Here is a 25,305-nt window from a genome sequence, read left to right as displayed (position 1 = left end):
CCACAGAGCCTTTCGCATGGCACGGAGAATAGAATTTATTAGTCGACCAGAATCCGTCAACTGGATAAGCTCTTGAGAAATACGCCCGGATCTGAGAAGCGGTTGGCTTAAACGCTTTGCAGGCCTCCTCGGCAACCCCCTCTATATCGCTCAGGCCGACGCTCTCCACAACGACCTTCTTAACATCTCTAGCGTAAGAATGAGTTGCTAGCCCACTCAAGAGACATAGCGCTAGTGCGGCGTTTCTCAGTCCTGCCATTTCGCCGACCTCGCTTCCGACGGCTTTTTGTAGGATATGTCGGGGTGCTTGTGCACTTCGCGCATCGACACTCCCAACGTTTCGGCGAGCTCCCTGACTAGCCAACGCAACGATCTATTTTGCGCTTCGTTGACGGCCTCATATCCCTCGACTTTACCGATTTCCCGGCCAACGATTTCAATTCCGATTGAGTCATTGTTGCCCGGATATCGCGCTGGAGACTCTTTCTTGTGCTCATACGCGGAGAGCTTCTTGATCCCCTTGATTCTCTGCGCATCCCGAAATTCGGCAGGCGCACACTGGCTGGTTTCCAGGCAGCGTGATTTAAGCCAGCCAACATGGTTGGTACGCTTATACACGGATGCGGTCTGGTATATCGTCCCATCCTTGTCGATCAGAAAATGCGCGCCATGCGCTCCCGCCTTCTGATAATGCGCGAACGTACTGCCCGATGTGGAAGAGTTCGTTTGGTGGACCACTATCCCGTTGACCTTGAGCATGGGGGTTCTCTCCAATCCGGAAAGATCTTCACCTTGACCCGCTCGGCGTCAACGATGCCGCTCTTCGATATAAGCAACATGACCTCTCCTCAAATCACCGCATTGGCCTTGACGTCGTACCCCACCCCTATCGTCCCCGCACTACCGCCACCCGCGTTCTGCACGACATACTCCTGCCGGAATCGCGAAAACGACAGCGCCACGCGCTCCCTCGGCACGCGCATGGTGTTGTAGTAGACGGGAGCCACCTGCGTGACCAGCACGTCCTCCATCGTCATCTTCAGATATTCGAGTGGTGATCCGCCCGCCTTTCTCATGACGAGGATGGCGCGGGCAATATGCTTGCCGGTGAGGCAGTACTGGACAAGATTGGGCGAGGCCCGATCCGTATAGTGGTCAAACGTCAGATCCTCGACGGTGCACTTGCCGGCCCCGCCCCCGCTGCCCGCGTGCATGTTTGCGGGCTGCCTGACGGACCACGCCCACTCGAGCACTTCGATATCACCAGAATGCGTCGCGTCGATGGACTCGCCCGCGATGCCGCTGAGGTTCAAGAAAATGTCCTGCGCCATTCATTGCTCCCTGGGTTGGTTGCGAATGGCGACGCTAGCAGGGCATCACCTGGCCGGATATGAGACATGTCCGAAACTGCTGGCACTTTGCGATGGCACAAATAAAAACGACTCGGGCGCACAAGGCGCCCGAGTCGTTTAACCGCTTGCTGCAGAGTCCGATTACGGCTGCGGAATATCCTGATCCTGTTCTTCCACCACGCGCAGGCCGCGCGGGGTGACGGCCTGGACGCCGACGAACTCGGCTACCACTTGCCGGAACAGGCCACGCGCCCATACCAGCATGGGGTGCGTGTTGCGGCTGCGGTGCCAGAACATGTTCAGGCCCAGCAGCGTGTTGAGTTCAGCTGGTAGCGGGAAAGCCTTGAGGCCGTAGGTCTCGCAGGCCATGTCCTTGGTCAGCGCGTTGACCGTGAAGATCATGTCGGTCTGGGCAGCCAGTTCGGCCTGAGCACGCCACGAATGTACCGTCAGCGTCGCATTCCGCTTGAGGCCTCGTTGCTGCAGGGCGTAATCGAGCGGAATCAGCGACGGAGCCGGACGGCCGGCGCCGCCCGAGTGCGCCATGAAGATATGGCTGCAATCGAGGTATTGCTCAAGCGTCAAATCGGTCTTGAGCAGCGGGTGGTCCTTGCGGGCGCAAACCCAGAGGTTCAACGACGTCACCATCTCCTCGACGATCTCCGGATGCCGGGTCGGGAATGGCGAAAATGCGAGGTCCAGCTCATTGGCGCGCATCGAAGCGACGTCCGATTCCCACGAATGGGATTCGACCAGCCGGATGTGCAGTTCCGGCGCCATCTGCTTGATACGGAGAATGAAACGATTGAAGACCGTGTCGCCCAGTTCGGCGGCAAAGCCGATATTCAAGGTGCCGGTCGCGATAGCCGGGTCGAAGTCGTCGACTTCACCTTCATTGATGGACGACCAGAGATCCAGCATGTCGCGGATCTTGGGGCCCAGTTCCAGCGCGCGCGGCGTCGGCGTCAGGCCGTGAGGCACGCGGATAAAAAGAGGATCGTCGAAGATCTCGCGCAGGCGGCCAAGCGAATGCGAGACCGCAGGTGCGGTCATATGCATCTTTTCCGCCACATATGTGGCGTTTCGCTTGCTCAGCAGCTCGGTGAAAATCACCAGCAGCTTGGTATCCACATTCACCATGATCAGGCCCGGTTGTTATGCCCACGCTTAGATGGCCCCACCACTTTCACTGGCTGCACATCAGAGTTCAACAGATTCTTCCGAGTGTAAGAGAAAAAAACTACCGGGAAAAGCAAATTCATCATTTCTCGCACTACGAGGGCTCGGATTGGGCGGGATTTGACTGGATAGCGACAGATAATGTCAAAAGACGCCCCGGTAGCCTTTGCGCCGACGGCGTATAGTGAGCGGAAGCCCGCATCTTTCACTCAGAATCGTCCGATTTCGCGCCATGACGTCCCACCGCCTTCCCGTCGAACTCGCCAAAGCCTACCGGCTGCTCAACCATGGCCCGACCGTGCTGGTCAGCGCCGCGCATGGCGGCCAGCGCAACATCATGGCGGCGGCCTGGGCCATGCCGCTGGACTTCGCACCGCCGAAGGTGGCCGTGGTGCTCGACAAAGCCACGTGGACGCGCCAACTGCTCGAGGCCAGCGGTGAATTCGCGCTGCACGTGCCGACGGTGAGCCAGGTGGATGTCACGCAAGCCCTCGGCTCCAGTTCTGGCCTGGCCATCTCCGAGCAGCAAGGGATCGACAAGTTCGCCGCCTACGGACTGCAGACTTTCCAGGGCGATGTCGTCGGTGCGCCGTTGCTCGAGGGCTGTGCCGCGTGGCTCGAATGCCGGCTGCTGCCGGAACCTGCCATCCAGGCCGGCTATGACCTGTTCCTCGGCGAAGTGGTGGCCGCGCATGCCGACGGCCGCGTGTTCAGCGAGGGCCGCTGGCACTTTGCCGGCCACGATGCACTGCGCACCATCCACCATGTGGCCGGCGGCCATTTCATTGTCGATGGCGACGGCGTCGACGCCCAGCCGCTACCGCCACTCGCCTCGCAGCCATAAAAAAAACGCGCCCGAAGGCGCGTTTTTTATCGTACTTCGTCCAGCCTGCGACGATTACTTGGCCACCACGCGTGCCATTTCCAGGCACTTGTTCGAATAGCCCCACTCGTTGTCGTACCAGCTCACGACCTTGATGAAGGTGCCATCCAGCGCGATGCCGGCTTCGGCGTCGAAGATCGAGGTGCGCGCGTCGCCACGGAAATCCGTCGCCACGACCTTGTCTTCGGTGTAGCCCAGCACGCCCTTCAGCGCGCCCTGGCTCTGTGCCTTCATTTCGGCGCAGATTTCATCGTAAGTTGCCGACTTTTCGAGTTCGACGGTCAGGTCGACCACGGACACATCCGAGGTCGGCACGCGGAACGACATGCCGGTCAGCTTCTTGTTCAGCTGCGGAATCACCACGCCCACGGCCTTGGCAGCGCCAGTCGACGAAGGGATGATGTTTTCCAGGATGCCGCGGCCACCGCGCCAGTCCTTGTTCGACGGGCCGTCGACGGTCTTCTGCGTTGCCGTGGCGGCGTGCACCGTGGTCATCAGGCCGCGCTTGATGCCCCACTTGTCGTTCAGCACCTTGGCCACCGGGGCCAGGCAGTTCGTCGTGCAGCTGGCGTTCGAGATGATCGCCTCGCCCTTGTACGAGGCGTGGTTCACGCCGTACACGAACATCGGAGTGTCGTCCTTCGACGGCGCCGACATGATCACCTTCTTCGCGCCCGCGTCGATGTGCTTCTGTGCGCCTTCCTTGGTCAGGAAGATGCCGGTCGATTCGATGACCACGTCCGCGCCCACCTCGCCCCACTTCAGCTCGGCCGGGTCCTTCACGGCGGTCAGGCGAATTTTCTTGCCGTTCACGACCAGCGTGTTGCCGTCCACGGCCACTTCGCCGTCAAAGCGGCCGTGCACCGAGTCGTACTTGAGCATATAGGCCAGGTAATCGGGCTCGAGCAGGTCGTTGATGGCGACCACTTCAACGTCCTTGAAGTTGGCCACGGCGGCACGGAACACCATGCGCCCGATGCGGCCGAAGCCGTTGATGCCGATCTTGATGGTCATGTCTATCTCCTAGAGTGCGATCGATGAAAGCGGGGCCGGCGCCGCAACCGGCGCGTCGCACCGGCTGCCGCGCGGGCGGGAATTACTGGGCGAGCGTGGCGCGCACGGTATCGGCGACGTTTTCCACCGTGAAGCCGAAGTGCTTGAACAGCACGCCGGCCGGGGCGGATTCGCCGAAGGTGTCGATGCCGACCACCGCCTGGACCTGGTACTTCCACCAGAAGTCGCTGACGCCGGCCTCCACTGCCACGCGCGGCACGCCAGCCGGCAGCACGCTGACCTTGTAGGCGGCGTCCTGCTTGTCGAACACGGTCGTCGCCGGCACCGATACCACGCGCACGTGCACGCCATCGGCAGCCAGCTGCTCGGCGGCGCCCACGGCCAGGCCCACTTCGGAGCCCGTGGCCAGGATCACCGCGTCCGGACGCTTGGTGCGCGGGTTGGTGCCATCGCGCAGCACATAGCCGCCGCGTGCGATATTGGCGCGCGTGACGTCATCGCGGCGCTGGAACGGCAGGTTCTGGCGGCTGAAGATCAGGCAGCTCGGGCCGTTCTCGCGGCGGATCGCCTCGGCCCAGGCCACGGCGGTCTCGGTGGTGTCGGCGGTACGCCAGACATCCATGTTCGGAATCAGGCGCAGGCTGGCCACGTGCTCGATCGACTGGTGGGTCGGGCCGTCTTCGCCCAGGCCGATGGAATCGTGCGTGAACACGAACAGCGAGCGGATCCGCATCAGCGCGGCCATGCGCAGCGCGTTGCGGCTGTAGTCCGAGAAAGTCAGGAACGTGGCGCCGTAGGGGATGTAGCCGCCATGCAGCGTGATGCCGTTCATGATGGCGCTCATGCCGAACTCGCGCACACCGTAGTTGATGTGGTTGCCCCAGGCGTCCACGCGCACGGCCTGGCTGCCCGACCAGTTGGTCAGGTTCGAGCCGGTCAGGTCGGCCGAGCCGCCCAGGAATTCGGGCAGCACCGGGCCGAAGGCCTCGATGGTGTTCTGGCTGGCCTTGCGCGTGGCGATCGTTTCGGCCTTTTCCTCGCACTTGGCGATGAAGGCGTCCACGGCGGCGTCGAATGCGCCCGGCAGCTCGCCGCGCATACGGCGCGTGAATTCGCCGGCTTCATACGGATGCACTTCGGCGTACGACTCGAACAGCGCGTTCCAGGCGCGCTCCAGCGCGTTGCCGTTGGTCTTGGCGTCCCAGGCGGTGTAGGCGTCCTGCGGGAGTTCGAACGGGGCGTGCGTCCAGCCCAGCGCCTCGCGCGTGGCCAGCACTTCGGCACCGCCCAGCGGGGCGCCGTGCACGTCGTGGCCGCCTTGCTTGTTCGGGGCACCCTTGCCGATGATCGTACGGCAGCAGATCAGGGTCGGCTTGTCGCTGGCCTTGGCCTGCGCGATGGCGTTGTCCACGGCCACCACGTCATGGCCGTCCACGCCACGGATCACGTTCCAGCCGTAGGCTTCGAAGCGCTTCGGGGTGTCGTCGGCGAACCAGTGCACCACGTCGCCGTCGATCGAGATGCCGTTGTCATCCCACATCGCAATCAGCTTGTTCAGCTTGAGCGTGCCGGCCAGCGAGCAGGCTTCGTGGCTGATGCCTTCCATCAGGCAGCCATCGCCCAGGAACACATAGGTGTGATGGTTGACGATGTCGTAGCCGGGGCGGTTGAATTCCTCGCCCAGCAGGCGCTCGGCCAGCGCCATGCCCACCGCGTTGGTGATGCCCTGGCCCAGCGGGCCGGTGGTGGTTTCCACGCCCGGCGTGATGCCGTACTCGGGGTGGCCGGCGGTCTTGCTGTGCAGTTGTCGGAAGTTGCGCAGTTCCTCGATCGGCAGGTCGTAGCCGGTCAGGTGCAGCAGCGCGTAGACCAGCATCGAGCCGTGGCCGTTGGACAGCACGAAGCGGTCGCGGTCGGGCCAGTGCGGGTTCGTGGGGTTATGCTTCAGGTGCCGGCCCCAGAGCGCCACGGCGATATCCGCCATGCCCATCGGTGCACCGGGGTGACCGGAATTGGCTTGCTGGACGGCGTCCATGGCAAGCACGCGGATGGCGTCCGCCATCAATTTGGCGGGCTGCGAGGCGAAAGGGCTGGTGGCGGGATGGGCGAGGGCAGACATGCGGCGAGAACCTGAGCGCGGGAAAACCGCAATTTTAGCAGAAGCAGAGGGTATTTCCGGACGCCCGGGCACGGCTCGAAGGGGTCGTCAAAGCTGGACCGAATGGCTGGCACCCGGCGTAGGCGCCACATTGGGCGATATCCATGTGGTTGCGGCGTCACGTTCCGCCCATCAACAGATCGAAATTGGCGACAGCGCCCAATTTGGCCGCATCTTCCGGCTCGATGGCCGCGTGATGAGCACCGAAGCGGACGCCTGGATCCAGCATGAATTGATGGTCCATCCCATGGCCGCGGCGCACGGCAGCCCGCGCAGTGCGCTGGTGGTGGGCGGCGGTGACGGCGGCTCGGCCTTCGAACTGCTGCGCATTCCCACGATCCGCGAGGTGCTGGTGGCCGAACTGGACGCCGAGGTGGTCCGCCTGGCGCGCGAATGGCTGCCGGGCATCCATCAGGGCGCCCTGAGTGCGCCCAGCAAGCCCGACGATCCGCGCCTGCACATCGCCATCGGCGACGCGCTCGGGCTGATGGAAGCCTTCGGCCGTGCCGGCCGGCGCTTCGACCTGATCGTCTTCGATCTGACCGAAGCCGACGATGGCAGCCCGGCCACCGCACTCTTCTCCCTCCACGGCCTGCAGGCCGCGCGCCGCTGCCTGGCGCCGGGCGGGGCGATGTCGATCCACCTCGGCCCGCCGCTGCACCGGCCCGACACAGCCCGGCTGCTGCTGGCGCGCCTGCGCGAACTATTCGCCCATGTGGCGCCGCTCGCCACGTTCATCCCGGCCTACGGCGCGCTGTGGGGGATCGCGCTGACCAGCGACGCACTCGACATCGCCGCCTGCCCCGCGAGCCAGATCGCCGCGCGCCTGCGCCAGTGGCAGCTTGCGTCCGCGCTGCGCTGCTACCACGCCGATCTCCATCCGACGCTGTTCACGCACCCGCGCCATCTGCAGGCGATCTTCGACAGCGCCGGCGGCTCCAAGTAACATGCACCGGAAACGCCTGCCCATCCGGAGACCATCATGCCCAGACCGTCCAACACGCCCTGGCTGACCCCGTACCTCACGGTGGCCAGTGGTCGCGCCGCGCTCGACTTCTACAGCCGCGCGTTCGGCTTCACCGCCGGCCATGTGCTCGACGAAAACGGCGTGCCGACCCACGCCGAGATGCACTACCAGGGCGAACTCGTGGTCATGTTCGCGCCTGAAGGCGCCTGGGGCAGCACCGCCCGCACGCCGCGCTCGCTCGGCGTGGAGGCCCCGCAGACCTTCTATGTCTACTGTGGCGACGTGGACGCCATCTACGCCCAGGCCCTCGCCGCCGGCGCCATCAGCGTGATGCCGCCCGCCGACCAGTTCTGGGGCGACCGCTACTGCATGGTCGAAGACCCGGATGGCTACCGCTGGGGCTTCGCCACCCGCCTCGACCCGGCCAAGGCGCCCGCCAACTCCTGACTGACTGATGCCCCCTCGCTTTTTCATTGACTCGGCACTGACTGCCGATGCCGTGCTCGACTTGCCCGACGCCGTGGTGCGTCACATCCAGGTGCTGCGCCTCGCCCCGGGCGACGCCATCACGCTGTTCGACGGCCGCGGCGGCAGCCACGCGGCCACGCTGGCGGACATCGGCAAGCGGCACGCCACCGCGCAGGTGGCCGGCCACGACCCGGCCGAGGCCGAACTGCCCTACCGCGTGACGCTGGCGCAGGGGCTGGCCGGCGGCGACAAGATGGACTGGCTGATCGAGAAAGCCGTCGAACTCGGCGTCACCGAGATCCAGCCCCTGCAGGCTGCGCGCTCGGTCGTGCGGCTGTCGGGCGACCGCGCCGCGCGCCGCCAGGCGCACTGGCAGGCCCTTGTGCAGGCCGCGTGCGAGCAATGCGGACGGAACCGCTTGCCGGACGTGGCGCCGCTGGCTACCTTGGAAGCGTGGCTGGCGGCATCGGCCCAACCGGCTGGAGGTGCGCCGCGGCTGCTGCTTTCGCCACGCGCGTCGGCGTCGCTGCCCGAGTTGGCCGCCGCGCACCGCGATGCCTGGCGCGAACAGGGCGTAACGCTGGTGATCGGCCCCGAAGGCGGGCTATCTCCCGAGGAAGAGGCGGCGGCGATCCGCGCCGGATTCACGGGCGTGTCGCTGGGGCCGCGCATCCTTCGTACCGAAACCGCCGGGCTGACCTGCCTGGCGGCCCTGAACGCCGTACTTGGCGGATTCTGACCTTCCAAACTCCAAAGGAGTCGATGATGGGACTACTCGATAGCGTGCTGGGCGGCGTGCTCGGCCAACTGGGCGGGCAACGCGAAGATGGCCAGCCCGGCGGGGGCGGCATGAATCCGAAGCTGATGATCGCGCTCGGCCTGCTGGCCATGATGGCGATGCGCAACAAGACACAGGGCGCCGATGGCAGCGTGGCGCCGGCCGACGCGAGCGATCCGGGCGCGGCGGGCGGGCTTGGCGGACTGGGTGGACTTGGAGGATTGGGCGGGATGCTCGGCGGCATGCTGGGCGGTGGCAGCGCGCCGGCGCCCGGCGGCATGGACCTCGGCTCGCTGCTCGGCGGCCTGCTGGGCGGCCAGGGCGAGGCCACCGGCAGCGCGCAGGCAATGGGTGCGGCCACGGGCGGCATCGGCGCGCTCCGCGACATGCTCTCGCAGGCCGGTCTCGGCCAGCAGGTGGATTCGTGGATTGGCGGCGGCGCCAACGAGCCGGTCAGCCCGGCGGACCTGAGCGGCGCACTCGGCGGCAGCGGCGCGCTGCAATCGCTGGCGGAAACCACGGGCATGTCGCAGGACGACGTGGCGGCCAGCCTCAGCGAGGGCCTGCCCGAGCTGATCGACCGGCTCACGCCGAACGGCCAGTTGCCGCCATCGGCCTGACCTGCCCCGTCCGAACCTGCAAAAAGAAAATGCCCGCTGCAACAGCGGGCATTTCTTATTCAGCAGGCGGCTTCAGGCGAATGAGTAGAACACCCGGAACTGGACCTTGCGCTCGGCCCAGAACTCGGCCGCGTCGCGGAAGACGTCGAGCAGCACCTCACGCCCTTCCTTGTCGAATTTCTGCGCAATCGGCAGTCCTTCCAGCACGATCACGAAGCCCGGCTGCGGGCCGGCCTTGTGGATCATGTCCGTCAGGCAATCAGACAGCGCATCGAAATTCTTGCCGAAATGCTTCGGGAAGGTGAATTCCGTGGCAATCGTCTCAAGGATCTCCGCCTTGCTCGCGCAATGGGCGCAATTGGCGTACAGGAAATGCTGGTTCAGCGCGGCGGCCGCGTGGGCCAGCTCAGGCACGCGGAACGCGCGAATCGACTGGACGATGTTCGGACGCACCGTCTTGAACAGGTTCATGGCTCCCTCGCTGGTGCCGTCGTCGGCCCAGGTCACCATGGCGGGCGCGCATGCGGGCGGAAGTCTGTGCGTGAGCTCCTGTCGGGGCATCATGAGCACGTTGTCATAAAGGTTCTGGGCCTGATGGTGGGCCCGTTGCCAGCCATCTCCGGCGCCGCGCTCCTCGCGGGCGGCAAGGGCGTCGCCCAATCCGAAAATGTCAGTCATCATTTGGTTATCCGTTTGAAACTGTTGTAGTGGTCTTCCGTGTAATAGCAGTCGTTGGCGGCGCGCTGATCCCCACCACAAACGATCCGCCTGGCTCCCCGATTCCGGCTTTTGGTGTTGCTGTTCTTGACGGTGTATTCGCGGTAATACCCGCGCGGCTGCTGCGGCAGGATGCGTTCGTAATTACCGAACCGCGAACCATCCTTGTCGAACGGAAACGGCCCGCCGGACTCGATGCGCTCCAGTGTCTGGCGCGCATCGTTGGGCAACTGCTGCGTGGCGATGGTTCCCGCCATGCCGTCGATGCTGGCGCCCAGATCCTGCGTCGCCTGCCGAGCCACCGCAACCTGCGCACCGGTGGCGATGGCCACCGACAGCGCCGCGCCCGCCAACACATGGCCCAGGCGTCGTGCCAGGCTCAGGGACTGCCAAAGTGACTGCCGCTGCGTCTGGTTCGGGGAAATCCTGGATCCCACGTTATCGAAATATTGGTTGGACGGTCATTCCGGCGCGCGAAACCTGCTCGCGGGCACCGGCGCGCCCGGGACGAGCGCCTGCATTCAAAGGCGTAAGGTTACGCGCATGTCCACCAATAATCAATCCCTGCGCGCCGCCGCGCCGGAAATCTTCAATTGTTTCAATATGTTATTTGGATGTGGGCGCATACTAACCTTGCATACGATGCCCCGAACGGCTGCATGAAAAAAGCCGGGCGAACCCGGCTTTCCTGATACCGCGTGGCAAATACCCGACTTCAGCGCTTGGCCGCCGCATCCACCACGACCAGCGAGGTCATGTTGACGATACGCCGCACCGTGGCCGACGGCGTCAGGATGTGCACCGGCTCCTTCACGCCGAGCAGGATCGGGCCGATGGCCACGTTATTGCCCGCCGCCACCTTGAGCAGGTTGTACGAGATGTTGGCTGCGTCGATATTCGGGCACACCAGCAGGTTGGCCTCGCCCACCAGCGCGCCGTCCGGCACCAGCGAATCACGCAGCTTCTGGTCGAGCGCGCTGTCGCCGTGCATCTCGCCATCCACCTCGAGTTCCGGTGCGCGTTCGCGCAGGATGGCGAGCGTATCGCGCATCTTGCGTGCCGAAGGCGCCTCGGACGTACCGAAGTTCGAATGCGACAGCAGGCCCACCTTCGGCTCGATACCGAAGCGCTTGAGTTCTTCCGCCGCCATCATCGTGATCTCGGCCAGTTCCTCGGCGGTCGGGTCGATGTTGACGTGGGTGTCCACCAGGAAGATCTGGCGGCCCGGCAGGACCAGCCCGTTCATGGCCGCGTAGACCTTGTTCGTGCCGCCCAGCACCTGGTCGATGTAGCGCAGGTGCGCGGCCGTGGTGCTGACCGTGCCGCAGATCATGCCATCGGCCTCGCCCTTCTTGACCAGCATGGCGCCGATCAGCGTCGTACGGCGGCGCATCTCCAGCTTGGCGTACTGCTGGGTGATGCCCTCGCGCGCCATCATCTTGTAGTAGCTTTCCGAATAATCCCGGAAACGCTCGTCGTGCTCGGGGTTGACCACGGTGAAGTCCACGCCCATGCGCAGACGCAGGCCGAAGCGCTCGATGCGGTGCGTCAGCACGGCCGGACGACCGATCAGGATCGGGTTGGCCAGCTTTTCGTCGACGATGACCTGCACTGCGCGCAGCACGCGCTCTTCCTCGCCCTCGGCGAAAACGATGCGCTTCTTCTCCATCTCGACCTTGCGCGCTGCCGCGTAGATCGGCTTCATCAGCGTGCCCGAGTGGTACACGAACTGCTGGAGCTGGAGGCGGTAGGCGTCCATGTCCTCGATCGGACGCGCGGCCACGCCGGACTTGGCGGCGGCCTCGGCCACGGCCGGGGCGATCTTGACGATCAGGCGCGGATCGAACGGCTTCGGGATCAGGTATTCCGGACCGAAGGACAGGTCCTGGATGCCGTAGGCCGTCGCCACGATGTCGCTCTGTTCCTGGCGCGCCAGTTCGGCCACGGCGTGCGCGGCGGCCACTTCCATTTCACGCGTGATCGTCGTGGCGCCGCAATCGAGCGCGCCGCGGAAGATGAACGGGAAGCAGAGGACGTTGTTGACCTGGTTCGGGTAGTCGGTACGGCCCGTGGCGATCACGGCGTCCGGACGCACTTCCTTGACCAGCTCCGGCATGATTTCCGGATTCGGATTGGCGAGTGCCAGCACCAGCGGCTTGTCGGCCATGCGCTGGACCATGTCCTGCTTCAGCACGCCGGCAGCGGACAGGCCCAGGAAGATGTCGGCGCCATCGATGACTTCGGCCAGCTTGCGCTTGTCGGTCTTCTGCGAGAAACGCGCCTTTTCCGGGTCCATCAGCTCGGTACGGCCTTCGTAGACCACGCCGACCAGATCGGTCACCCAGATGTTTTCGATGGGCAGGCCCAGGTCCACCAGCAGGTCCAGGCAGGCCAGCGCGGCCGCGCCGGCGCCCGAGGCGACCAGCTTGACCTCGGAGATGTCCTTGCCCACCACCTTCAGGCCGTTGATGACCGCCGCGCCCACCACGATGGCGGTGCCGTGCTGGTCGTCGTGGAAGACGGGAATCTTCATCCGCTCACGCAGCGTGCGCTCCACGTAGAAGCATTCCGGCGCCTTGATGTCCTCAAGGTTGATGCCGCCGAAGGTCGGCTCGAGCGAGGCGATGATATCGACCAGCTTCTGCGGGTCTTTTTCGTCGATCTCGATGTCAAACACATCGATACCGGCGAATTTCTTGAACAGGCCGGCCTTGCCTTCCATGACCGGCTTCGAGGCTGCAGCGCCGATGTCGCCCAGGCCCAGCACGGCCGTGCCGTTGGTGATCACGGCAACGAGGTTGCCACGCGCGGTGTAGCGGAAGGAATTGGCCGGATCGGCAACGATCTCCTCGCAAGCGGCGGCAACGCCTGGCGAATAGGCCAGGGCCAGGTCGCGCTGGTTCGAGAGCGGCTTGGTCGGGGTGACGGAGATCTTGCCCGGGGTCGGAAACTCGTGATACTCGAGCGCGGCCTTGCGCAGCGCCTCACGCTGCTGTTGTTTCAGATCGTCTTGGGACGGGGACTGCTGAGGACTGGTCATCTGCGCATCTTCCGATCGGTGGAGCCGCACTGAAATTCGCGGAAAACCGAGCGGGCCGGCTCCACGTACCCGCTGTCTCTGCTTTTTGAACTGCGCATTTTATATTGTGAAATATTATTTCACAATAAGCGTTTTGCGCGGGGCAGCTTTGCGTTTCGGTACAATATGCCGCATGCCGAAGGGCTTGACCACCGGTAATCTCCCACGGCTTTTTTCGCCAAACGCCCATCCCCCATGCCGGACCCCGCCAGCGCCCCGCTTTCCGAATTCGACCTGATCCGCCAGTTCTTCACCCGCCCGGTCCACAAGGCCGCGTTGGGCGTAGGCGACGATTGCGCACTGATCGAGGGCCGTCCGGGCCATCAACTGGCCATTAGCACCGACATGCTGGTCAGCGGCCGCCATTTCTTCCCCGATGTGCCCCCGCGTGCGCTCGGCCACAAGGCATTGGCGGTCAACCTCTCCGATCTTGCCGCGATGGGCGCCGAACCACGCGCCTTCACGCTCGCGCTCGCCTTGCCCGAGGCGGACCCCGCCTGGCTGGCCGAACTGGCCGCCGGCATGCTGGCGCTGGCCGATGCCCACGGCTGCGAGCTGATCGGCGGCGATACGACCAAGGGACCGCTTACGCTGTCGATTACCGTGTTCGGCGATGTGCCCGGCCGTCAGGCGCTGCGCCGCGACGCGGCGCGCCCCGGCGACGATATCTGGATCTCCGGCACCCTTGGCGACGCCCGCCTCGCGCTGGGCGACTGCCGCGGCGAATGGCTGCTGCCCGAGCCGGATTTCACGATCATCCGGCCGCGCATGGACACCCCCACCCCGCGCGTGGCGCTGGGCATGGCGCTGCGTGGCATCGCCCATGCCGCGCTCGATATCTCGGACGGGCTGATCGGCGACCTCGGCCATATCCTCACCCGGTCGGCGCTGGGCGCGATCATCGACGTGGATGCGCTGCCTCGCTCCGAAGTGCTCGGCGCCCAGCCGCTGGCGCGCCAGCGCGAATGCGTACTGGCCGGCGGCGATGACTACGAACTGTGCTTCACGGCGCCCGTCGGCGCGCGCGAAGCCATCGCCGGCATCTCCCGGCAACTCGGCCTGCCGCTGACGCGTGCCGGCAGCATCACACCGGAGCCGGGCCTGCGCCTGGTGGATGGTGACGGCAACCCCTACGCCTTCAGCGGCACCGCGTTCGACCACTTCGCTTCCTGACACTTCGCGCACGAGCCATGTCATGATGCCGCCATGCGCTCGGCGGGAGCCACCGCCGCGCGCCATATGACAAAAGCAAGACAGACGAGCCAACTCCTGATGTCCGCCTATCCTCCCGGGGCCGCGCCGCGCGACCCTGTTCCCCCCGTCACGCTGGAAGCGGGACAAACCGCGCGCGTCACGCGCCCCACCGCGCGCTTCATGCTCGGCCATCCCGCACGCGCCATCGCACTCGGCTTTGGCTCGGGGCTGTCGCCGGTCAGCCCGGGCACGGTCGGCACGCTGTACGGCTGGCTGTCGTTCGTTGTGATCTCGATGTGGATCGAGCCGTCCACGTGGCTCTGGATCATCGCCGGCGGTTTCCTCGTCGGCATCTGGGCGTGCCGGCGTACCGCGCGCGATATGGGCGTGTATGACCATGGCAGTATGGTCTGGGACGAGATCGTGGCGTTCTGGCTGGTGCTGCTGTTCGTCACCCCCACCGGCTTCTGGGGCCAGTTCGCGGCGTTCCTGTGGTTCCGCCTGTTCGACATCGCCAAACCCGCACCCATCGCCTACTACGACCGCACGCTCAAGGGCCCCGGCCTGCTCGGCGCGTTTGGCGTGATGTTCGACGACATCTTCGCGGCCTTCTACACCCTGCTCGTGTTCGCGCTCTGGCGCTCGTTCTGAGCGGGCATCGCATCGTCAAATAAGGATTCGTCGATATGTCCGTCAGTCGCCTGCTTGACCAGCTTGCCATCCAGGCCGGATCCGTCCTTGCGGAACATTCGCTGATGCTTGCCACGGCGGAATCGTGCACCGGCGGCCTCGTCGCCGCCGCGATCACCGATGTGGCCGGGTCGTCGGGCTGGTTCGAGCGCGGCTTCGTCACGTATTCGAACGAAGCCAAGTCCACGATGCTGGGGGTGCCGGCGAAGCTGATCCGCGATCATGGCGCGGTCAGCGAGGAAGTGGCCCATGCCATGGCCGAGGGCGCGCTGCTGAACAGCCGCGCGCAGGTGTCGCTGGCGATTACCGGCGTGGCCGGCCCGGGCGGCGGCACGCCGGAAAAGCCCGTCGGCATGGTCTGTTTCGGCTGGAGCAACCGCGTTACCACGCTGACGCAGACGCAGCGGTTCAAGGGCGATCGCGCCCAGATCCGCCGCCAGGCCGCGGAGCATGCCATGCGCGGCCTCTTCGAATTGATCCGAAACGAGCAGTAAGCTGCCCGCTCCGGCGGCTATCACGCTGATCGTCGCTTAACCGTGACGATAGCGGTTGATGGTCTCGCGCGTCTGCAACGCCACATTCCGGGCGGCCGTGGCGAAATCCTTGTCACGGCTCGCGTACAGGATGGCGCGCGAGGAATTGATCATCATGCCGGTGCCGTCGGCGGTGCGGCCGGCCTTCACCGTGGCCTCGATGTCCCCGCCCTGCGCGCCGATGCCCGGAATCAGCAGCGGCATGTCACCCACGATCTGGCGCACCTTGGCGATTTCATTCGGGAACGTGGCGCCGACCACCAGTCCCATCTGCCCGTTAGTATTCCAGCGCTCGCGCGCGGCCTCGGCCACCACCTGGTAGAGCGGCTTGCCGTCGACCTGCAGGAACTGCACGTCCGAGCCGCCCGGGTTGGAGGTCCGGCACAGCACGATCACCCCCCGCCCCGGATGCGCCAGGTACGGCGACATCGAATCGAACCCCATGTACGGGCTGACCGTGACCGCATCGGCGCGGTAGCGCTCGAACGCCTCCACGGCGTAGTGCTCGGCCGTGGAGCCGATGTCACCGCGCTTGGCATCCAGGATCACCGGAATCCCCGGGTGGGCATCGTGGATGTACTCGATCAGTTGCTCGAGCTGGTCCTCGGCGCGCTGCGAATGGAAATAGGCGATCTGCGGCTTGAAGGCGCAGACCAGGTCGGCCGTGGCGTCGACGATCTCCCGGCAGAACGAGAAAATCGCGCCGCCCGTGCTGGTCAGGGACAGCGGCAGCTTGGCCGGGTCCGGATCGAGGCCGACGCACAGCAGGGAATCGTTACGCTGCCATGCGGCGGACAGCTGCTCGGTGAAAGTCATGGGATGCTCGATGTTGGGTAAGGCCCGGGGGCCGGACGTTATCCAAGGATAACGCGGCGGCGCGCCGGCCGGTTGTCGCGGGGCGCCGGCAGCGCGGTGCGGCGCACGATATATGGCGTTGGCGCAATTTTACCCGTTGCGTGCTATCGTTTTCGGGTTTTGCGCTCCCGCTTAATAAGAGCGACCTCGCTACGTCGCCAAATCCCGTCTCGCCTCCCATGACCCTCGATCGCCGCGGCATCGTCCTGCTCGTCATCCTCACGCTCGCCTGGGGCATCAACTGGCCCATCATGAAGGTGGGCGTCGCCCATTTCCCGGCCATGGGCTTCCGGCTGCTCTGCATGGCCGGCGGGCTGGTGGCGCTGGGACTGGCGCTGAAGCTGCGCGGGGAATCCCTCCACGTACCGCGCGCCAGCTGGCCGATGGTGATCAAGCTAGCCATCCCGAACATGGTGATCTGGCACCTGTTCGCGATCTGCGCGGTCAAGATGCTGTCCTCGGGCCGCGCGGCCATCCTCGGCTACACCATGCCGATCTGGGCCGTGGTCTGGGGGCTGGTGCTGTTCCGGGACCGCATCGCCCTGTCCGCCTGGATCGGCATTGCCTGCGCGCTGGCCGGCACGGTGCTGCTGCTGTCGGGCGAGATCGCCGCGCTCACCGGCAGCCCGGCCGGCACCTTGCTGATGCTGGTGGCGGCGGCCGGCTGGGGCCTCGGCACCCAGTTGATGAAGCGGACCCAGGTGGATATTCCCATCGGCGCGCTCACGTTCTGGATGCTGGCCATCACCCTGCCCTTCCTGGGCCTCGGCACGCTGCTGCTGGAGTCGGGCTGGCGCATGCCCACGGCCGTGGAATGGGGCGCCATCGCCTATAACGCCGTGGTGGTCTTCGCCTACTGCCACCTGGTCTGGTTCGCGCTGGCGCGCAGCCTGCCGCCGGTGGTGTCCAGCCTGTCGATCATGTTCATCCCCGTGGTGGGGGTCTTCTCGGGCATGTGGCTGCTCGGCGAGACGCCGCACTGGCAGGACTACGCGGCCATCGTGCTGATGTTCGCGGCGCTGTCTTCGGTGATGCTGGCCCCGCTGCTGCGCCGCCGCCTGTAAGCCAAACGTAGGGCGGCGTTCGCGGCGCGCAACGGGTGGCGCGCGGGATGAGATTTCGCTTAACAAGCCCCCCTGCGTTGGATTACACTCGCGGCCATCAGAATCCCGGAGAAAGTACGTGGGCAGTAGCATCGGGTGTTCGAGTTGCCGCGGTCGTACCGCGACATCGTCGGATGCCATGTCACTGCGGGCTGCGTAACGACGATCCGCGGGGCCCTGCCCTTGCTTATCGACGTCCTTGCCCGCAGACACCTGCGGGTGAGTGTCTTTCCGTTTCCCCCTGCGGCCGTCGCCCTGACTGCCGTGTCGCGCTTCGGATCTTCCCTCTCCCGGCCAGCCAGCCAAACCCAGGCAAACGCCATCGCCTTGCCCGCGCGCCGCTTTGTTGCGGCCGTCCGCAGCGCGATCACGCTTGCCCGTGGCCGCGCCATGGTCACCCGGCTGGCTTGCCTTGCCTGCGCCTGTCTTCGATGCATCGACAACCGCGCCATCAGTAACAAGGAACCCAGGGATGATCAACCTGTTCGTCCTGCAGAAAGGCCGGCTTGCCCAGGAGCAGGTCGACGAGCGCAATGAGCTGCTGCAGCACAAGCCCATCTGGATCGACGTCGTCAGCCCCGACGACGAGGAGCTGGCATGGATCAAGGAAGCCTATAACGTCGTCCTGCCGGAACTCGAGGACCTCGGTGACCTGGAAGCGTCCGCCCGGTATTTCGAGGGCGAGGACGAGAACATCCACATCCGCACCGATTTCCTGCTGGCCGAGGACGAGGCGTCGCGCAACGTGCGCGTGGCCTTCGTGCTCACGCGCGACGTGCTGTTCTCCATCCACGACGAGGATCTGCCGGTGTTCCGGCTGGTGCGCCTGCGCGCGCGCATGCGGCCGGGTTCGGTGCGCAATGCCAAGGACGTGCTGATGGACCTGTACGCCACCGACGCCGAGTACTCCGCCGACTCCATCGAGGAGATCTACGAGCGGCTGGAGGAAGCCAGCCGCCGGGTGCTGGCCGAGAACGTGACCGATGCCGCCGCCGCCGACGTGCTGGAAACCATCGCCCGCGAGGAAGACTTGAACGGCCGCATTCGCCGCAACGTCATGGATACGCGCCGCGCGGTGTCGTTCCTGATGCGCAGCCAGCTGCTGTCCGCCGAGCAGCAGGACGAGGCCCGCCAGATCCTGCGCGACATCGACTCCATCGAAAACCACACCGCGTTCCTGTTCGACAAGATCAACTTCCTGATGGATGCGACGGTCGGTTTCATCAACATCAACCAGAACAAGATCATCAAGCTGTTCTCGGTGGTGTCGGTAGCGCTGATGCCGCCGACGTTGATCGCGAGCATCTACGGGATGAACTTCAAGCTGATGCCGGAACTGGACTGGGCCGCGGGCTACCCGTGGGCCATCGCGCTGATGGCCGTGTCGGCGGCGATTCCACTGATCTACTTCCGCCGCAAGGGCTGGCTGAGCTGAAGTCAGTGCCAGCGCCAGCGCCCGTTGCCGGAAGCGCTAGTCCGGCAGCGTGGCCGCGCCCATGCGGCGCGCGATGATCGACGCCTTGACGCGGAAGTTGACGTGCACGTTGGCGCAATATGTCTTCTTGTCGAAGCATTTCGGCGCCGGCAGCGCCGCCGCGAGCCGCGCGGCCTGCCCGACGCCTAGCTTGGCGGCCGAGGTGTGGAAGTAGTGCTGGGCGGCGGCCTCGGCACCGAAGACGCCCTCGCCCCACTCCACCGAATTCAGGTAAATCTCAAAGATCCGCTGCTTGTCGAGCCAGAACTCGAGCATCCACGTGATGGCCAGCTCCTGGCCCTTGCGCAGGTAGTGCTGCTCGGGCGCCAGGAACAGGTTCTTGGCGAGCTGCTGCGTGATGGTCGACCCGCCGCGCACGATGCGCCCGCGCTGCTTGTTGCGCTCCCAGGCGGTCAGCATCGCGTCGAGGTCGTAGCCGGGATGATTGACGAAATCCGCGTCCTCGCTGGCGATGACCGCGCGCTTCAGGTGCCGCGAGATGTCGTCGTAGCGCACCCACTCGCGCTCGACCCCGCAACTCCAGACATTGGCGCCGCAGAGCCGCCAGCGCTCGGCGCGCATGAAGGTCGTGGACGATGGGTTCACGACCTGCCACGCGGCAATCTGGAGGAAGAAGTAGAGCTGCATCGCCAGCACGCCCGCCACCAGGCAGCCGGCGAGATAGCCGAGCCAGCGCAGCGGATTGGCCGCGCTGCCGGCACGCGCCGGCGATCGGGAGGAAGTCCGCTGGCGCGCCAAGCCGGGTGGCCTCAGCGGGCGGCTTCGGCCTGGAGCCCGGCTCGCAATTCCGCGAGAACGGGGACAGTGTTGGGCCGCACGCCGCGCCAGTTGTAGAACGCCTCGGCGGCCTGCTCCACGAGCATGCCCAGGCCGTCGCTGGTGCGCGCGCCCCATTGGGCGGCGTAGGCCAGGAACACGGTCGGACGGGCGCCGTACATCATGTCGTAGGCCAGCACGCCCTCGCCCAGCAGGTAGTCAGGCACGGGCGGCACTTCGCCCTGGAGGCTGCTCGACGAGGCGTTGATCACCACGTCGCAGCGCTCTTCCTCGCTCAGGGCGGACAGCGCGTCCAGCCCACCGCCCCACAGTTCCACGTTGTACTGGTCGGCCGCTTCGACGAATTCCTCGAGCATATCGCTCGCCTTGGAAGCGGTGCGATTGGCCACCACGATCCGCGCCGGACGGCACTCGATCAGCGGCAGCATCGCTCCCATGGCCGCGCCACCGGCGCCGAGCAGCAGGATGCGCTTGTCTTCCAGCAGCACGTCCAGGTTGTCCTGGATGTCGCGGACCAGGCCCACGCCGTCGGTGTTATCGCCATGGATCAGGCCGTCCTCGATCCACATCGTATTGACCGCGCCCGCGGCTTCGGCGCGCGGGGTCAGGCGGTCGGCCAGGTCGTACGCTTCCAGCTTGAACGGGGTGGTCACGTTGAAGCCGTGGCCACCTTCGGCCAGGAAGCGGCGCACCGTGTCGGCAAAGGCGCCGAGCGGTGCTTCGAGGCGGTCGTACTGCACGGCTTCGCCGGTCTGGCGCGCGAAGGCGGCGTGGATGGCCGGCGAGCGGCTGTGCGAAACGGGGTTGCCCACCACCACGTAGCGGTCTTGCTGCACGGGCGGGTTCGGCTGGGAAGTCAGGTCTGTGGTCATCAACGGGGTTGCAGGCGGACGTCGAGCCCGCTCCGCGTGAACTTGAACGTGGAAATGACTTCCAGGATGTCCTGGCGCTGTTGCATTTCCGGGGTAAAGGCGCCGAACGGCGCGGCGGCGCGCACGATGGCCACGGCCTGGCGGTCCAGCGCGGGGTCGCCCGAACTCTTGGCCACGTCGATGGACTCGACGTTGTAGCCGTCGCGGTTATAGCCGAGCTTGCCGAGCCGGTTGACGTTGATCACCAGGATCAGCTGGCCGTACAGCGGCTTGCCATTGCGCTGGGGGAAGTCGCTCGTGCCGCGCGTCTCGATCTTGCGGCGCAGGCGGTCGTAATACTGGGCGTAGTCCACGCCCTGCGCGCTGGTCGCGGTCAGCTGCATGCGCTTGGGCCGCTTGGCGTACTGCTCCAGGTTCCGGCCGATCTCGGCCTCCAGCCGTGCCATCTCGGTCACGGCGGTGCGGTCGTCCTGGCCACGCGTGGGGGCCGGCTGCCGCTGTTCGCCCGGCTTCACGGGCTGGCTGCGCACGCTCGGCGCGGCTTCGCGCGATTGCGTCATCAGCCGGCGCTGGTCTTCTTCCAGTTGCTCGATGCGGCGCTGCGTCAGCCGCATCAGGTCGCCATCCTTGGACTCGGTCTGCGCCGGCAGCGGCGTGGTGGCACGCTGGGCGTCGTGGTCGCCGCCGCCGTCCAGGTTGGCCTGGGCCAGCACGGTCGGGTTGCGGGGGCGTTCGGCGGACTTGGAGTTGACCAGCACCACGTCGAGCTGCGGATCGGACCGCTTGATCTCGAAGACTTCGGGCGCGGCAATCCGCACCATCAGGATCAGCGCGTGAATGGCCACCGACACGGCCAGCGCCTTGGCCAGCGTGCCGCTGGAATGCCACCACTGCAGGGGATGGCGGGGAGCAACAAGAACGGCGTTCACGATGGCGGTGGGCGGGAGCGTCCGGAAATGCAGACAGTGAATACGAAGGGCGGCCACCCCACCGCAGGCGGGGTTGGCCGGATCAGACTTCGATTGTAAGGGAGCGGATTGCTTTTCCGAAGGGGTCAGGCCGTCGGGCTGGCCCCGGTGTCGCGTGGCGCCGACGCCTCGTCGTCCGAGGCGGGCTCGGCGCCCTCCCCGGCCGGGGTTTCCTGGCCTTCCGGCGCCCCTTCCGAGCCACCCTCGGCAGCCGCTTCCGCCGCATCTTCGGCCGCCGCCTCGGCAGCGGCCTCGGCCGACACTTCCGCCGCCTCCTCGTCGCTCTCCAGCTCTTCCTCGGGGACTTCGCCTTCCCCGGCGAAGACCTCAAGCACGCGGCACGACACTTCCAGCGAAATCTCGTCCGTCGAGGCAATCTCGAGCAGCACCTGGGTGCCCCGGGCCGCCTGCGCCAGTTCCGCCACGCGCGTGACCAGCGGAATCTCGGTAAAGCGCACCGCGCCTTCCTTGAGCACGGTCGCCATCAGCTTCTCGCGGCCTTCCTGGGCCAGCCAGCGCAGGCACCAGTAGCGTTCCATCGTCGACTGGTGCTCGGCATAGGCCGCATAGGTGCCTTCGAAGTCCGCCACAGCGGCCAGCAGGTCGGCATCCTTGGGCTTGAACGGCGCCACCAGCTTGGCCGTGACGCCATGCTGCGCCACCGCCAGGATCTGCCACTGGTTCACCAGATCGACGTAGCGGCGCAGCGGCGAGGTGCTCCACGCGTACTGCGCCACGCCCAACCCCTCATGCGGCGCCGGGTAGGTCTGCATCCGCGTACGGTGCATGCCCCACGCCTTCTGGGTGCGATAGATGCCCGGCACGCCGTGGTCGGCCAGCAGCTTGCCCCACGTGCTGTTGGCCAGGATCATCAGCTCGGCCACGATCTTGTCCAGCGGGGAGCCCCGGCGGCGCTGCTCGATGCGCACGCGCTCGGCGCCGCCTTCGAGTTGATCGATATAGAAGTTGTAGTCAGCCCGGTTGTGCGACTCCGGCCGCAGCCCGCTGGCGAGGCGCGCGCGCTGGCGCTCGTCATGCAGGTGGTTGGCCAGGTGGAACAGGTGCGTCAGCGCGGAGCGGAACGGGTAGTCGCCGGTGCCGTTGGCCAGCGCGGCCTCGGTCACCACGTCCTCGAGCAGGTTGTGGCGCAGGTTGGCGGCAATCGGCACCCGCTCGGCGCGGGTTTCGCTGGCGGTGATGGCGATGCCGTCCGGTGTGTTCGGGTCCACCGTCACATAGAGCGACAGCGCCGGGCAGGTGCGCCCTTCCTGGAGCGTGTAGCGCTCCACGATGGGGTCCGGCAGCATGGTGATCTTGTCGCCCGGGAAGTACACCGTGGACAGACGATGCCGCGCGATGGCGTCGAGCGCATCGCCACGCTTGATGCCCAGCGCCGGCGCAGCAATGTGGATACCCACGCGCAGCTTGCCGCCGTCGAGTTCGGTGACGGACAGCGCGTCGTCGATCTCGGTCGTCGTCACATCGTCGATCGAGAACGCCTGCACGTCGGCCAGCGGCAGGTCGCCGCCCGGCTCCGGCACGTCCACGTCCGGGAAGCCGGTGCCCTTCGGGAAGCATTCGGAGAGGAACTTGGCCTCGTGCAGCGCGCGCGGGCTGGACACGCCGCCCACGGCCACCATCAGCCGCATCGGCGTCATGCCGAGCGCCGTGCAGGCGGCGTCCATCGCCTTGAATTCGAGGCTGTTCTTGTCCGGCTTGAACAGCAGTTGCAGCACCTTGCCCCGGAACGCGTCCGGCAGCGTCCGCGCCTTGAGCTGGTCTTCATAGCCGGCCTGCACCAGCGCCTGCTGCTTCTTGCGTTCGACGGCGGCCAGCGCGGCCTGCAGCTGGTCTTCCGGGGCGCGCAGGTAGCGGCCACGGCCCTTGCGGCGGAAATAGACCGGGTTGCCATGCAGCGCCATGGCCAGCGCGGCCTGCTGCACCGGGCCGGCATCGGCGCCGTAGTATTCGGCGGCCAGCTCGGCAAAGCCGAATTCCTCGGCCGGCGCGCATTCCCAGAGGAAGTCGAGGTCGATGTCGGCGGTCAGGTCGCCGGTCTGCCGCACCATTTCGATTGCCGACGGCTGGGCAAACTGCAGCAGCACGTCGCGCGCCTTCACCTTGGTGCGTTTGCCTGCTGGCAATTCCACCTGGTAGGCCTCGCCCTGCTGGGCGAGCACGGTGCCGGCGCGAATTTCGCCGCCTTCTTCAAACAGCAACTGCATGGATCGGTACTTTCAGAAATGCCGGGCGCCGTCACCGCGTGAGCGTGGGAGCGGGTTCCCGGGCAGAGTCGACGGACCGCCCGTGATGGATGGGCGCCGTGGGCCGCCATATGGCAATGGGTCCGGCAGATGTGGCCGGTCGGACTCCGGATGATACCGCACCGCCGCCGGCGCAGGCCGGCGCAGCAGGTCTGGCAGGAAGACCTCGGTCACCAGCATGGTGCCGCCGCCGCGCCGGAACACCGAGCGCCGCGCGGGCAGCATCGGCACATCCTGCATGGCCGGCACCACGCGGGCCAGGGCCTGCCGCAGCGGATGCTCCGGACGCAGCCGCGCAAACTGGAACGGCTCGCGCCGCACGCGCGGATCGATAAACAGCGCCCCACCGAGCGGGCGCTCACCTAAGCCGCGCAGGAACGGCCAGTCGCGCGGCGCGTGGTGCGGATCGACGATGGTATGGGCGAAGATGGCCGGCACATCGTCGCAGATAAGCAGCACTTCGCGCGTGATGGCCGGCACGGGCCGGATCAGGCCGATGGTCCGCCATTCATCGGCAAACGGCCGTTGGAGCGACTGGGCGAGCCGCTTGACGCGGAACTGCGCGGAGGCGGCCATCAGCCGGGCGGTCAGCGAGCCCTCGCCAATCACCCAGCGGCGCAGGTTGAAGGGGATGTCGGCATCGAACGGCAAATGCGCCCGCCACGCGCCGGTGCGCGGCGTCCGGTACAGCGAATCGCTCATGCCGGGTCCGGGCGGGAGGCGGGCAGCTTGCCGCCGGGGCCGTAGCCGCAGAAAGCGAGCACGTCGTCCACGTAGTCTTCGAACTCGCTGATGCCGTGGTCGCTGCCTTCGATGATGCGGATGTGGGCACCCGGGCAGGCTTCGACCATCTCGCGGTAGTCGAGCACCTCGTCGCCAGTCGCCGCCAGCAGGTAATAGCGCGCTGGTTTTGTGATCTTTTCGACACGCAAATCGAGCAATTCCTGAAGGTGGCTACGCTCCACCACGACCGACCCGCCGCCGTGATACAGCGGCTGCTCGCCCAGGTACTTCTCCAGGTCGGTCCACGGATGGATCGCCGGATTGAGCAGCACCGCACGGCAGCCATGGCGCTCGGCCAGCCAGCGCGCATAGAAGCCGCCCAGCGACGAACCGATGATGGCGATGTCCGTCTCGCCCCCGGCGCGGGCGCCCCGAATGGCGGCCTCGGCCTGGGCGATGGCCTGGGCCGGCGAGACATTGAGCGTGGGGCAGGCGAAATATTTCTCCACGCCCCAGGCGCGCATCCGCTCTTGCACAAGCCGCGACTTGAACGATTGCGGCGAGGAGCGGAAGCCGTGCAGATACAGCAGCATCGTCGGACCCTTGTCGATTCTTG

24 protein-coding genes and 1 pseudogene are annotated in these 25,305 nt (G+C 66.1%); 10 read left to right on the top strand and 15 right to left on the bottom strand.

Annotation, left to right across the window (positions count from 1 at the left end; translation table 11 throughout):
* Nucleotides 1-246 precede the first annotated feature (246 nt).
* The 3 genes from AC1DFU_RS18895 to AC1DFU_RS18885 all read right to left on the bottom strand — a co-directional run bounded on the left by AC1DFU_RS18895 (nucleotide 247) and on the right by AC1DFU_RS18885 (nucleotide 2,492).
* Nucleotides 247-759: a peptidoglycan recognition protein family protein gene (locus AC1DFU_RS18895; RefSeq protein WP_441592255.1), complete on the bottom strand. Its 513-nt coding sequence runs from the start codon at nucleotides 757-759 to the stop codon at nucleotides 247-249.
* An 89-nt stretch (nucleotides 760-848) separates the two neighbouring features.
* Nucleotides 849-1,331 carry an Hcp family type VI secretion system effector gene (locus AC1DFU_RS18890; protein ID WP_441592253.1) on the bottom strand — a complete coding sequence of 161 codons (483 nt, stop codon included), beginning with the start codon at nucleotides 1,329-1,331 and terminating at the stop codon, nucleotides 849-851.
* A 162-nt stretch (nucleotides 1,332-1,493) separates the two neighbouring features.
* Nucleotides 1,494-2,492 carry a LysR family transcriptional regulator gene (locus AC1DFU_RS18885; RefSeq protein ID WP_092298761.1) on the bottom strand — a complete coding sequence of 333 codons (999 nt, stop codon included), beginning with the start codon at nucleotides 2,490-2,492 and terminating at the stop codon, nucleotides 1,494-1,496.
* A 271-nt stretch (nucleotides 2,493-2,763) separates the two neighbouring features.
* Here AC1DFU_RS18885 and AC1DFU_RS18880 point away from each other — a divergent pair, with 271 nt between their 5' ends.
* Nucleotides 2,764-3,375 (top strand): flavin reductase family protein, encoded by a 612-nt coding sequence (locus AC1DFU_RS18880; protein WP_092298758.1) that lies wholly within the window; start codon nucleotides 2,764-2,766, stop codon nucleotides 3,373-3,375.
* A gap of 54 nt (nucleotides 3,376-3,429) precedes the next feature.
* Here the strand turns inward: AC1DFU_RS18880 and gap are convergent, their stop codons facing one another.
* Together gap and tkt are read right to left on the bottom strand one after the other, a co-directional pair.
* The gene (gene gap / locus AC1DFU_RS18875; RefSeq protein WP_092298755.1) at nucleotides 3,430-4,428 is read right to left on the bottom strand and encodes a type I glyceraldehyde-3-phosphate dehydrogenase; all 999 of its coding nucleotides are present in this window, start codon (nucleotides 4,426-4,428) and stop codon (nucleotides 3,430-3,432) included.
* 82 nt (nucleotides 4,429-4,510) lie between these two features.
* Nucleotides 4,511-6,547, bottom strand: a complete 2,037-nt coding sequence (gene tkt, locus AC1DFU_RS18870) for a transketolase (RefSeq protein WP_177219983.1) — start codon at nucleotides 6,545-6,547, stop codon at nucleotides 4,511-4,513.
* A gap of 130 nt (nucleotides 6,548-6,677) precedes the next feature.
* Here tkt and AC1DFU_RS18865 point away from each other — a divergent pair, with 130 nt between their 5' ends.
* The 4 genes from AC1DFU_RS18865 to AC1DFU_RS18850 are packed head-to-tail and all read left to right on the top strand — an operon-like array spanning nucleotide 6,678 to nucleotide 9,419.
* Nucleotides 6,678-7,532 carry a spermine/spermidine synthase domain-containing protein gene (locus AC1DFU_RS18865; protein WP_441592249.1) on the top strand — a complete coding sequence of 285 codons (855 nt, stop codon included), beginning with the start codon at nucleotides 6,678-6,680 and terminating at the stop codon, nucleotides 7,530-7,532.
* Between the two features lie 36 nt (nucleotides 7,533-7,568).
* Nucleotides 7,569-8,000, top strand: a complete 432-nt coding sequence (locus tag AC1DFU_RS18860) for a VOC family protein (protein WP_092298749.1) — start codon at nucleotides 7,569-7,571, stop codon at nucleotides 7,998-8,000.
* Between the two features lie 7 nt (nucleotides 8,001-8,007).
* On the top strand, nucleotides 8,008-8,760 hold the full coding sequence (locus AC1DFU_RS18855) for a 16S rRNA (uracil(1498)-N(3))-methyltransferase (RefSeq protein WP_092298746.1): 753 nt from the start codon (nucleotides 8,008-8,010) through the stop codon (nucleotides 8,758-8,760).
* A gap of 26 nt (nucleotides 8,761-8,786) precedes the next feature.
* Nucleotides 8,787-9,419: a YidB family protein gene (locus tag AC1DFU_RS18850; RefSeq protein ID WP_092298743.1), complete on the top strand. Its 633-nt coding sequence runs from the start codon at nucleotides 8,787-8,789 to the stop codon at nucleotides 9,417-9,419.
* Between the two features lie 72 nt (nucleotides 9,420-9,491).
* Here AC1DFU_RS18850 and AC1DFU_RS18845 read toward each other — a convergent pair whose 3' ends face one another.
* The 3 genes from AC1DFU_RS18845 to AC1DFU_RS18835 all read right to left on the bottom strand — a co-directional run bounded on the left by AC1DFU_RS18845 (nucleotide 9,492) and on the right by AC1DFU_RS18835 (nucleotide 13,176).
* On the bottom strand, nucleotides 9,492-10,100 hold the full coding sequence (locus AC1DFU_RS18845; protein WP_092298740.1) for a barstar family protein: 609 nt from the start codon (nucleotides 10,098-10,100) through the stop codon (nucleotides 9,492-9,494).
* Nucleotides 10,097-10,492, bottom strand: coding sequence for a guanyl-specific ribonuclease (locus AC1DFU_RS18840; protein WP_092298737.1), 396 nt, complete (start codon nucleotides 10,490-10,492; stop codon nucleotides 10,097-10,099). Before AC1DFU_RS18840 ends, AC1DFU_RS18845 begins: the two co-directional genes overlap by 4 nt.
* Nucleotides 10,493-10,851: 359 nt before the next feature.
* Nucleotides 10,852-13,176 carry an NADP-dependent malic enzyme gene (locus AC1DFU_RS18835; protein ID WP_092298734.1) on the bottom strand — a complete coding sequence of 775 codons (2,325 nt, stop codon included), beginning with the start codon at nucleotides 13,174-13,176 and terminating at the stop codon, nucleotides 10,852-10,854.
* A 234-nt stretch (nucleotides 13,177-13,410) separates the two neighbouring features.
* On the opposite strand from AC1DFU_RS18835, the gene thiL reads away from it, so the two are divergent.
* From thiL to AC1DFU_RS18820, 3 genes are all read left to right on the top strand, one after another.
* On the top strand, nucleotides 13,411-14,388 hold the full coding sequence (gene thiL / locus AC1DFU_RS18830) for a thiamine-phosphate kinase (RefSeq protein ID WP_092298731.1): 978 nt from the start codon (nucleotides 13,411-13,413) through the stop codon (nucleotides 14,386-14,388).
* Nucleotides 14,389-14,487: 99 nt separating this feature from the next.
* A complete protein-coding gene (locus AC1DFU_RS18825) occupies nucleotides 14,488-15,060 on the top strand; it encodes a phosphatidylglycerophosphatase A family protein (RefSeq protein WP_092298728.1) in 573 nt (190 codons plus the stop codon).
* A 35-nt stretch (nucleotides 15,061-15,095) separates the two neighbouring features.
* A complete protein-coding gene (locus tag AC1DFU_RS18820; RefSeq protein WP_092298726.1) occupies nucleotides 15,096-15,593 on the top strand; it encodes a CinA family protein in 498 nt (165 codons plus the stop codon).
* A gap of 36 nt (nucleotides 15,594-15,629) precedes the next feature.
* On the opposite strand, the gene pyrF is transcribed toward AC1DFU_RS18820, so the two are convergent.
* Complete coding sequence (gene pyrF, locus AC1DFU_RS18815) at nucleotides 15,630-16,448, bottom strand: orotidine-5'-phosphate decarboxylase (protein ID WP_092298723.1); 819 nt, start codon at nucleotides 16,446-16,448, stop codon at nucleotides 15,630-15,632.
* A 218-nt stretch (nucleotides 16,449-16,666) separates the two neighbouring features.
* On the opposite strand from pyrF, the gene AC1DFU_RS18810 reads away from it, so the two are divergent.
* Both AC1DFU_RS18810 and corA read left to right on the top strand, forming a co-directional pair.
* The gene (locus tag AC1DFU_RS18810; RefSeq protein ID WP_092298720.1) at nucleotides 16,667-17,551 is read left to right on the top strand and encodes a DMT family transporter; all 885 of its coding nucleotides are present in this window, start codon (nucleotides 16,667-16,669) and stop codon (nucleotides 17,549-17,551) included.
* 511 nt (nucleotides 17,552-18,062) lie between these two features.
* The gene (gene corA / locus AC1DFU_RS18805) at nucleotides 18,063-19,025 is read left to right on the top strand and encodes a magnesium/cobalt transporter CorA (protein ID WP_092298717.1); all 963 of its coding nucleotides are present in this window, start codon (nucleotides 18,063-18,065) and stop codon (nucleotides 19,023-19,025) included.
* A 36-nt stretch (nucleotides 19,026-19,061) separates the two neighbouring features.
* On the opposite strand, the gene mtgA is transcribed toward corA, so the two are convergent.
* The 6 genes and pseudogenes from mtgA to AC1DFU_RS18775 all read right to left on the bottom strand — a co-directional run bounded on the left by mtgA (nucleotide 19,062) and on the right by AC1DFU_RS18775 (nucleotide 25,282).
* The gene (mtgA, locus tag AC1DFU_RS18800; protein ID WP_441592375.1) at nucleotides 19,062-19,763 is read right to left on the bottom strand and encodes a monofunctional biosynthetic peptidoglycan transglycosylase; all 702 of its coding nucleotides are present in this window, start codon (nucleotides 19,761-19,763) and stop codon (nucleotides 19,062-19,064) included.
* Nucleotides 19,764-19,834: 71 nt separating this feature from the next.
* Nucleotides 19,835-20,734, bottom strand: coding sequence for a shikimate dehydrogenase (gene aroE, locus AC1DFU_RS18795; RefSeq protein ID WP_092298714.1), 900 nt, complete (start codon nucleotides 20,732-20,734; stop codon nucleotides 19,835-19,837).
* Complete coding sequence (locus AC1DFU_RS18790) at nucleotides 20,734-21,663, bottom strand: energy transducer TonB family protein (RefSeq protein ID WP_092298984.1); 930 nt, start codon at nucleotides 21,661-21,663, stop codon at nucleotides 20,734-20,736. Before AC1DFU_RS18790 ends, aroE begins: the two co-directional genes overlap by 1 nt.
* A gap of 125 nt (nucleotides 21,664-21,788) precedes the next feature.
* Nucleotides 21,789-23,927: a ribonuclease catalytic domain-containing protein gene (locus AC1DFU_RS18785; protein WP_092298711.1), complete on the bottom strand. Its 2,139-nt coding sequence runs from the start codon at nucleotides 23,925-23,927 to the stop codon at nucleotides 21,789-21,791.
* Between the two features lie 168 nt (nucleotides 23,928-24,095).
* Nucleotides 24,096-24,668 (bottom strand): annotated as a pseudogene (locus AC1DFU_RS18780) (chorismate--pyruvate lyase family protein); the annotation flags it as partial.
* Nucleotides 24,665-25,282: a YqiA/YcfP family alpha/beta fold hydrolase gene (locus AC1DFU_RS18775; RefSeq protein WP_092298705.1), complete on the bottom strand. Its 618-nt coding sequence runs from the start codon at nucleotides 25,280-25,282 to the stop codon at nucleotides 24,665-24,667. The gene AC1DFU_RS18775 and the pseudogene AC1DFU_RS18780, both read right to left, overlap by 4 nt.
* Between the last annotated feature and the right edge of the window lie 23 nt (nucleotides 25,283-25,305).

This window comes from Cupriavidus sp. 10L45 (genome assembly GCF_056395225.1).
The sequence above is the reverse complement of the archived record's forward strand: the minus strand, read 5'-3'. Positions and strand labels throughout refer to the sequence as shown.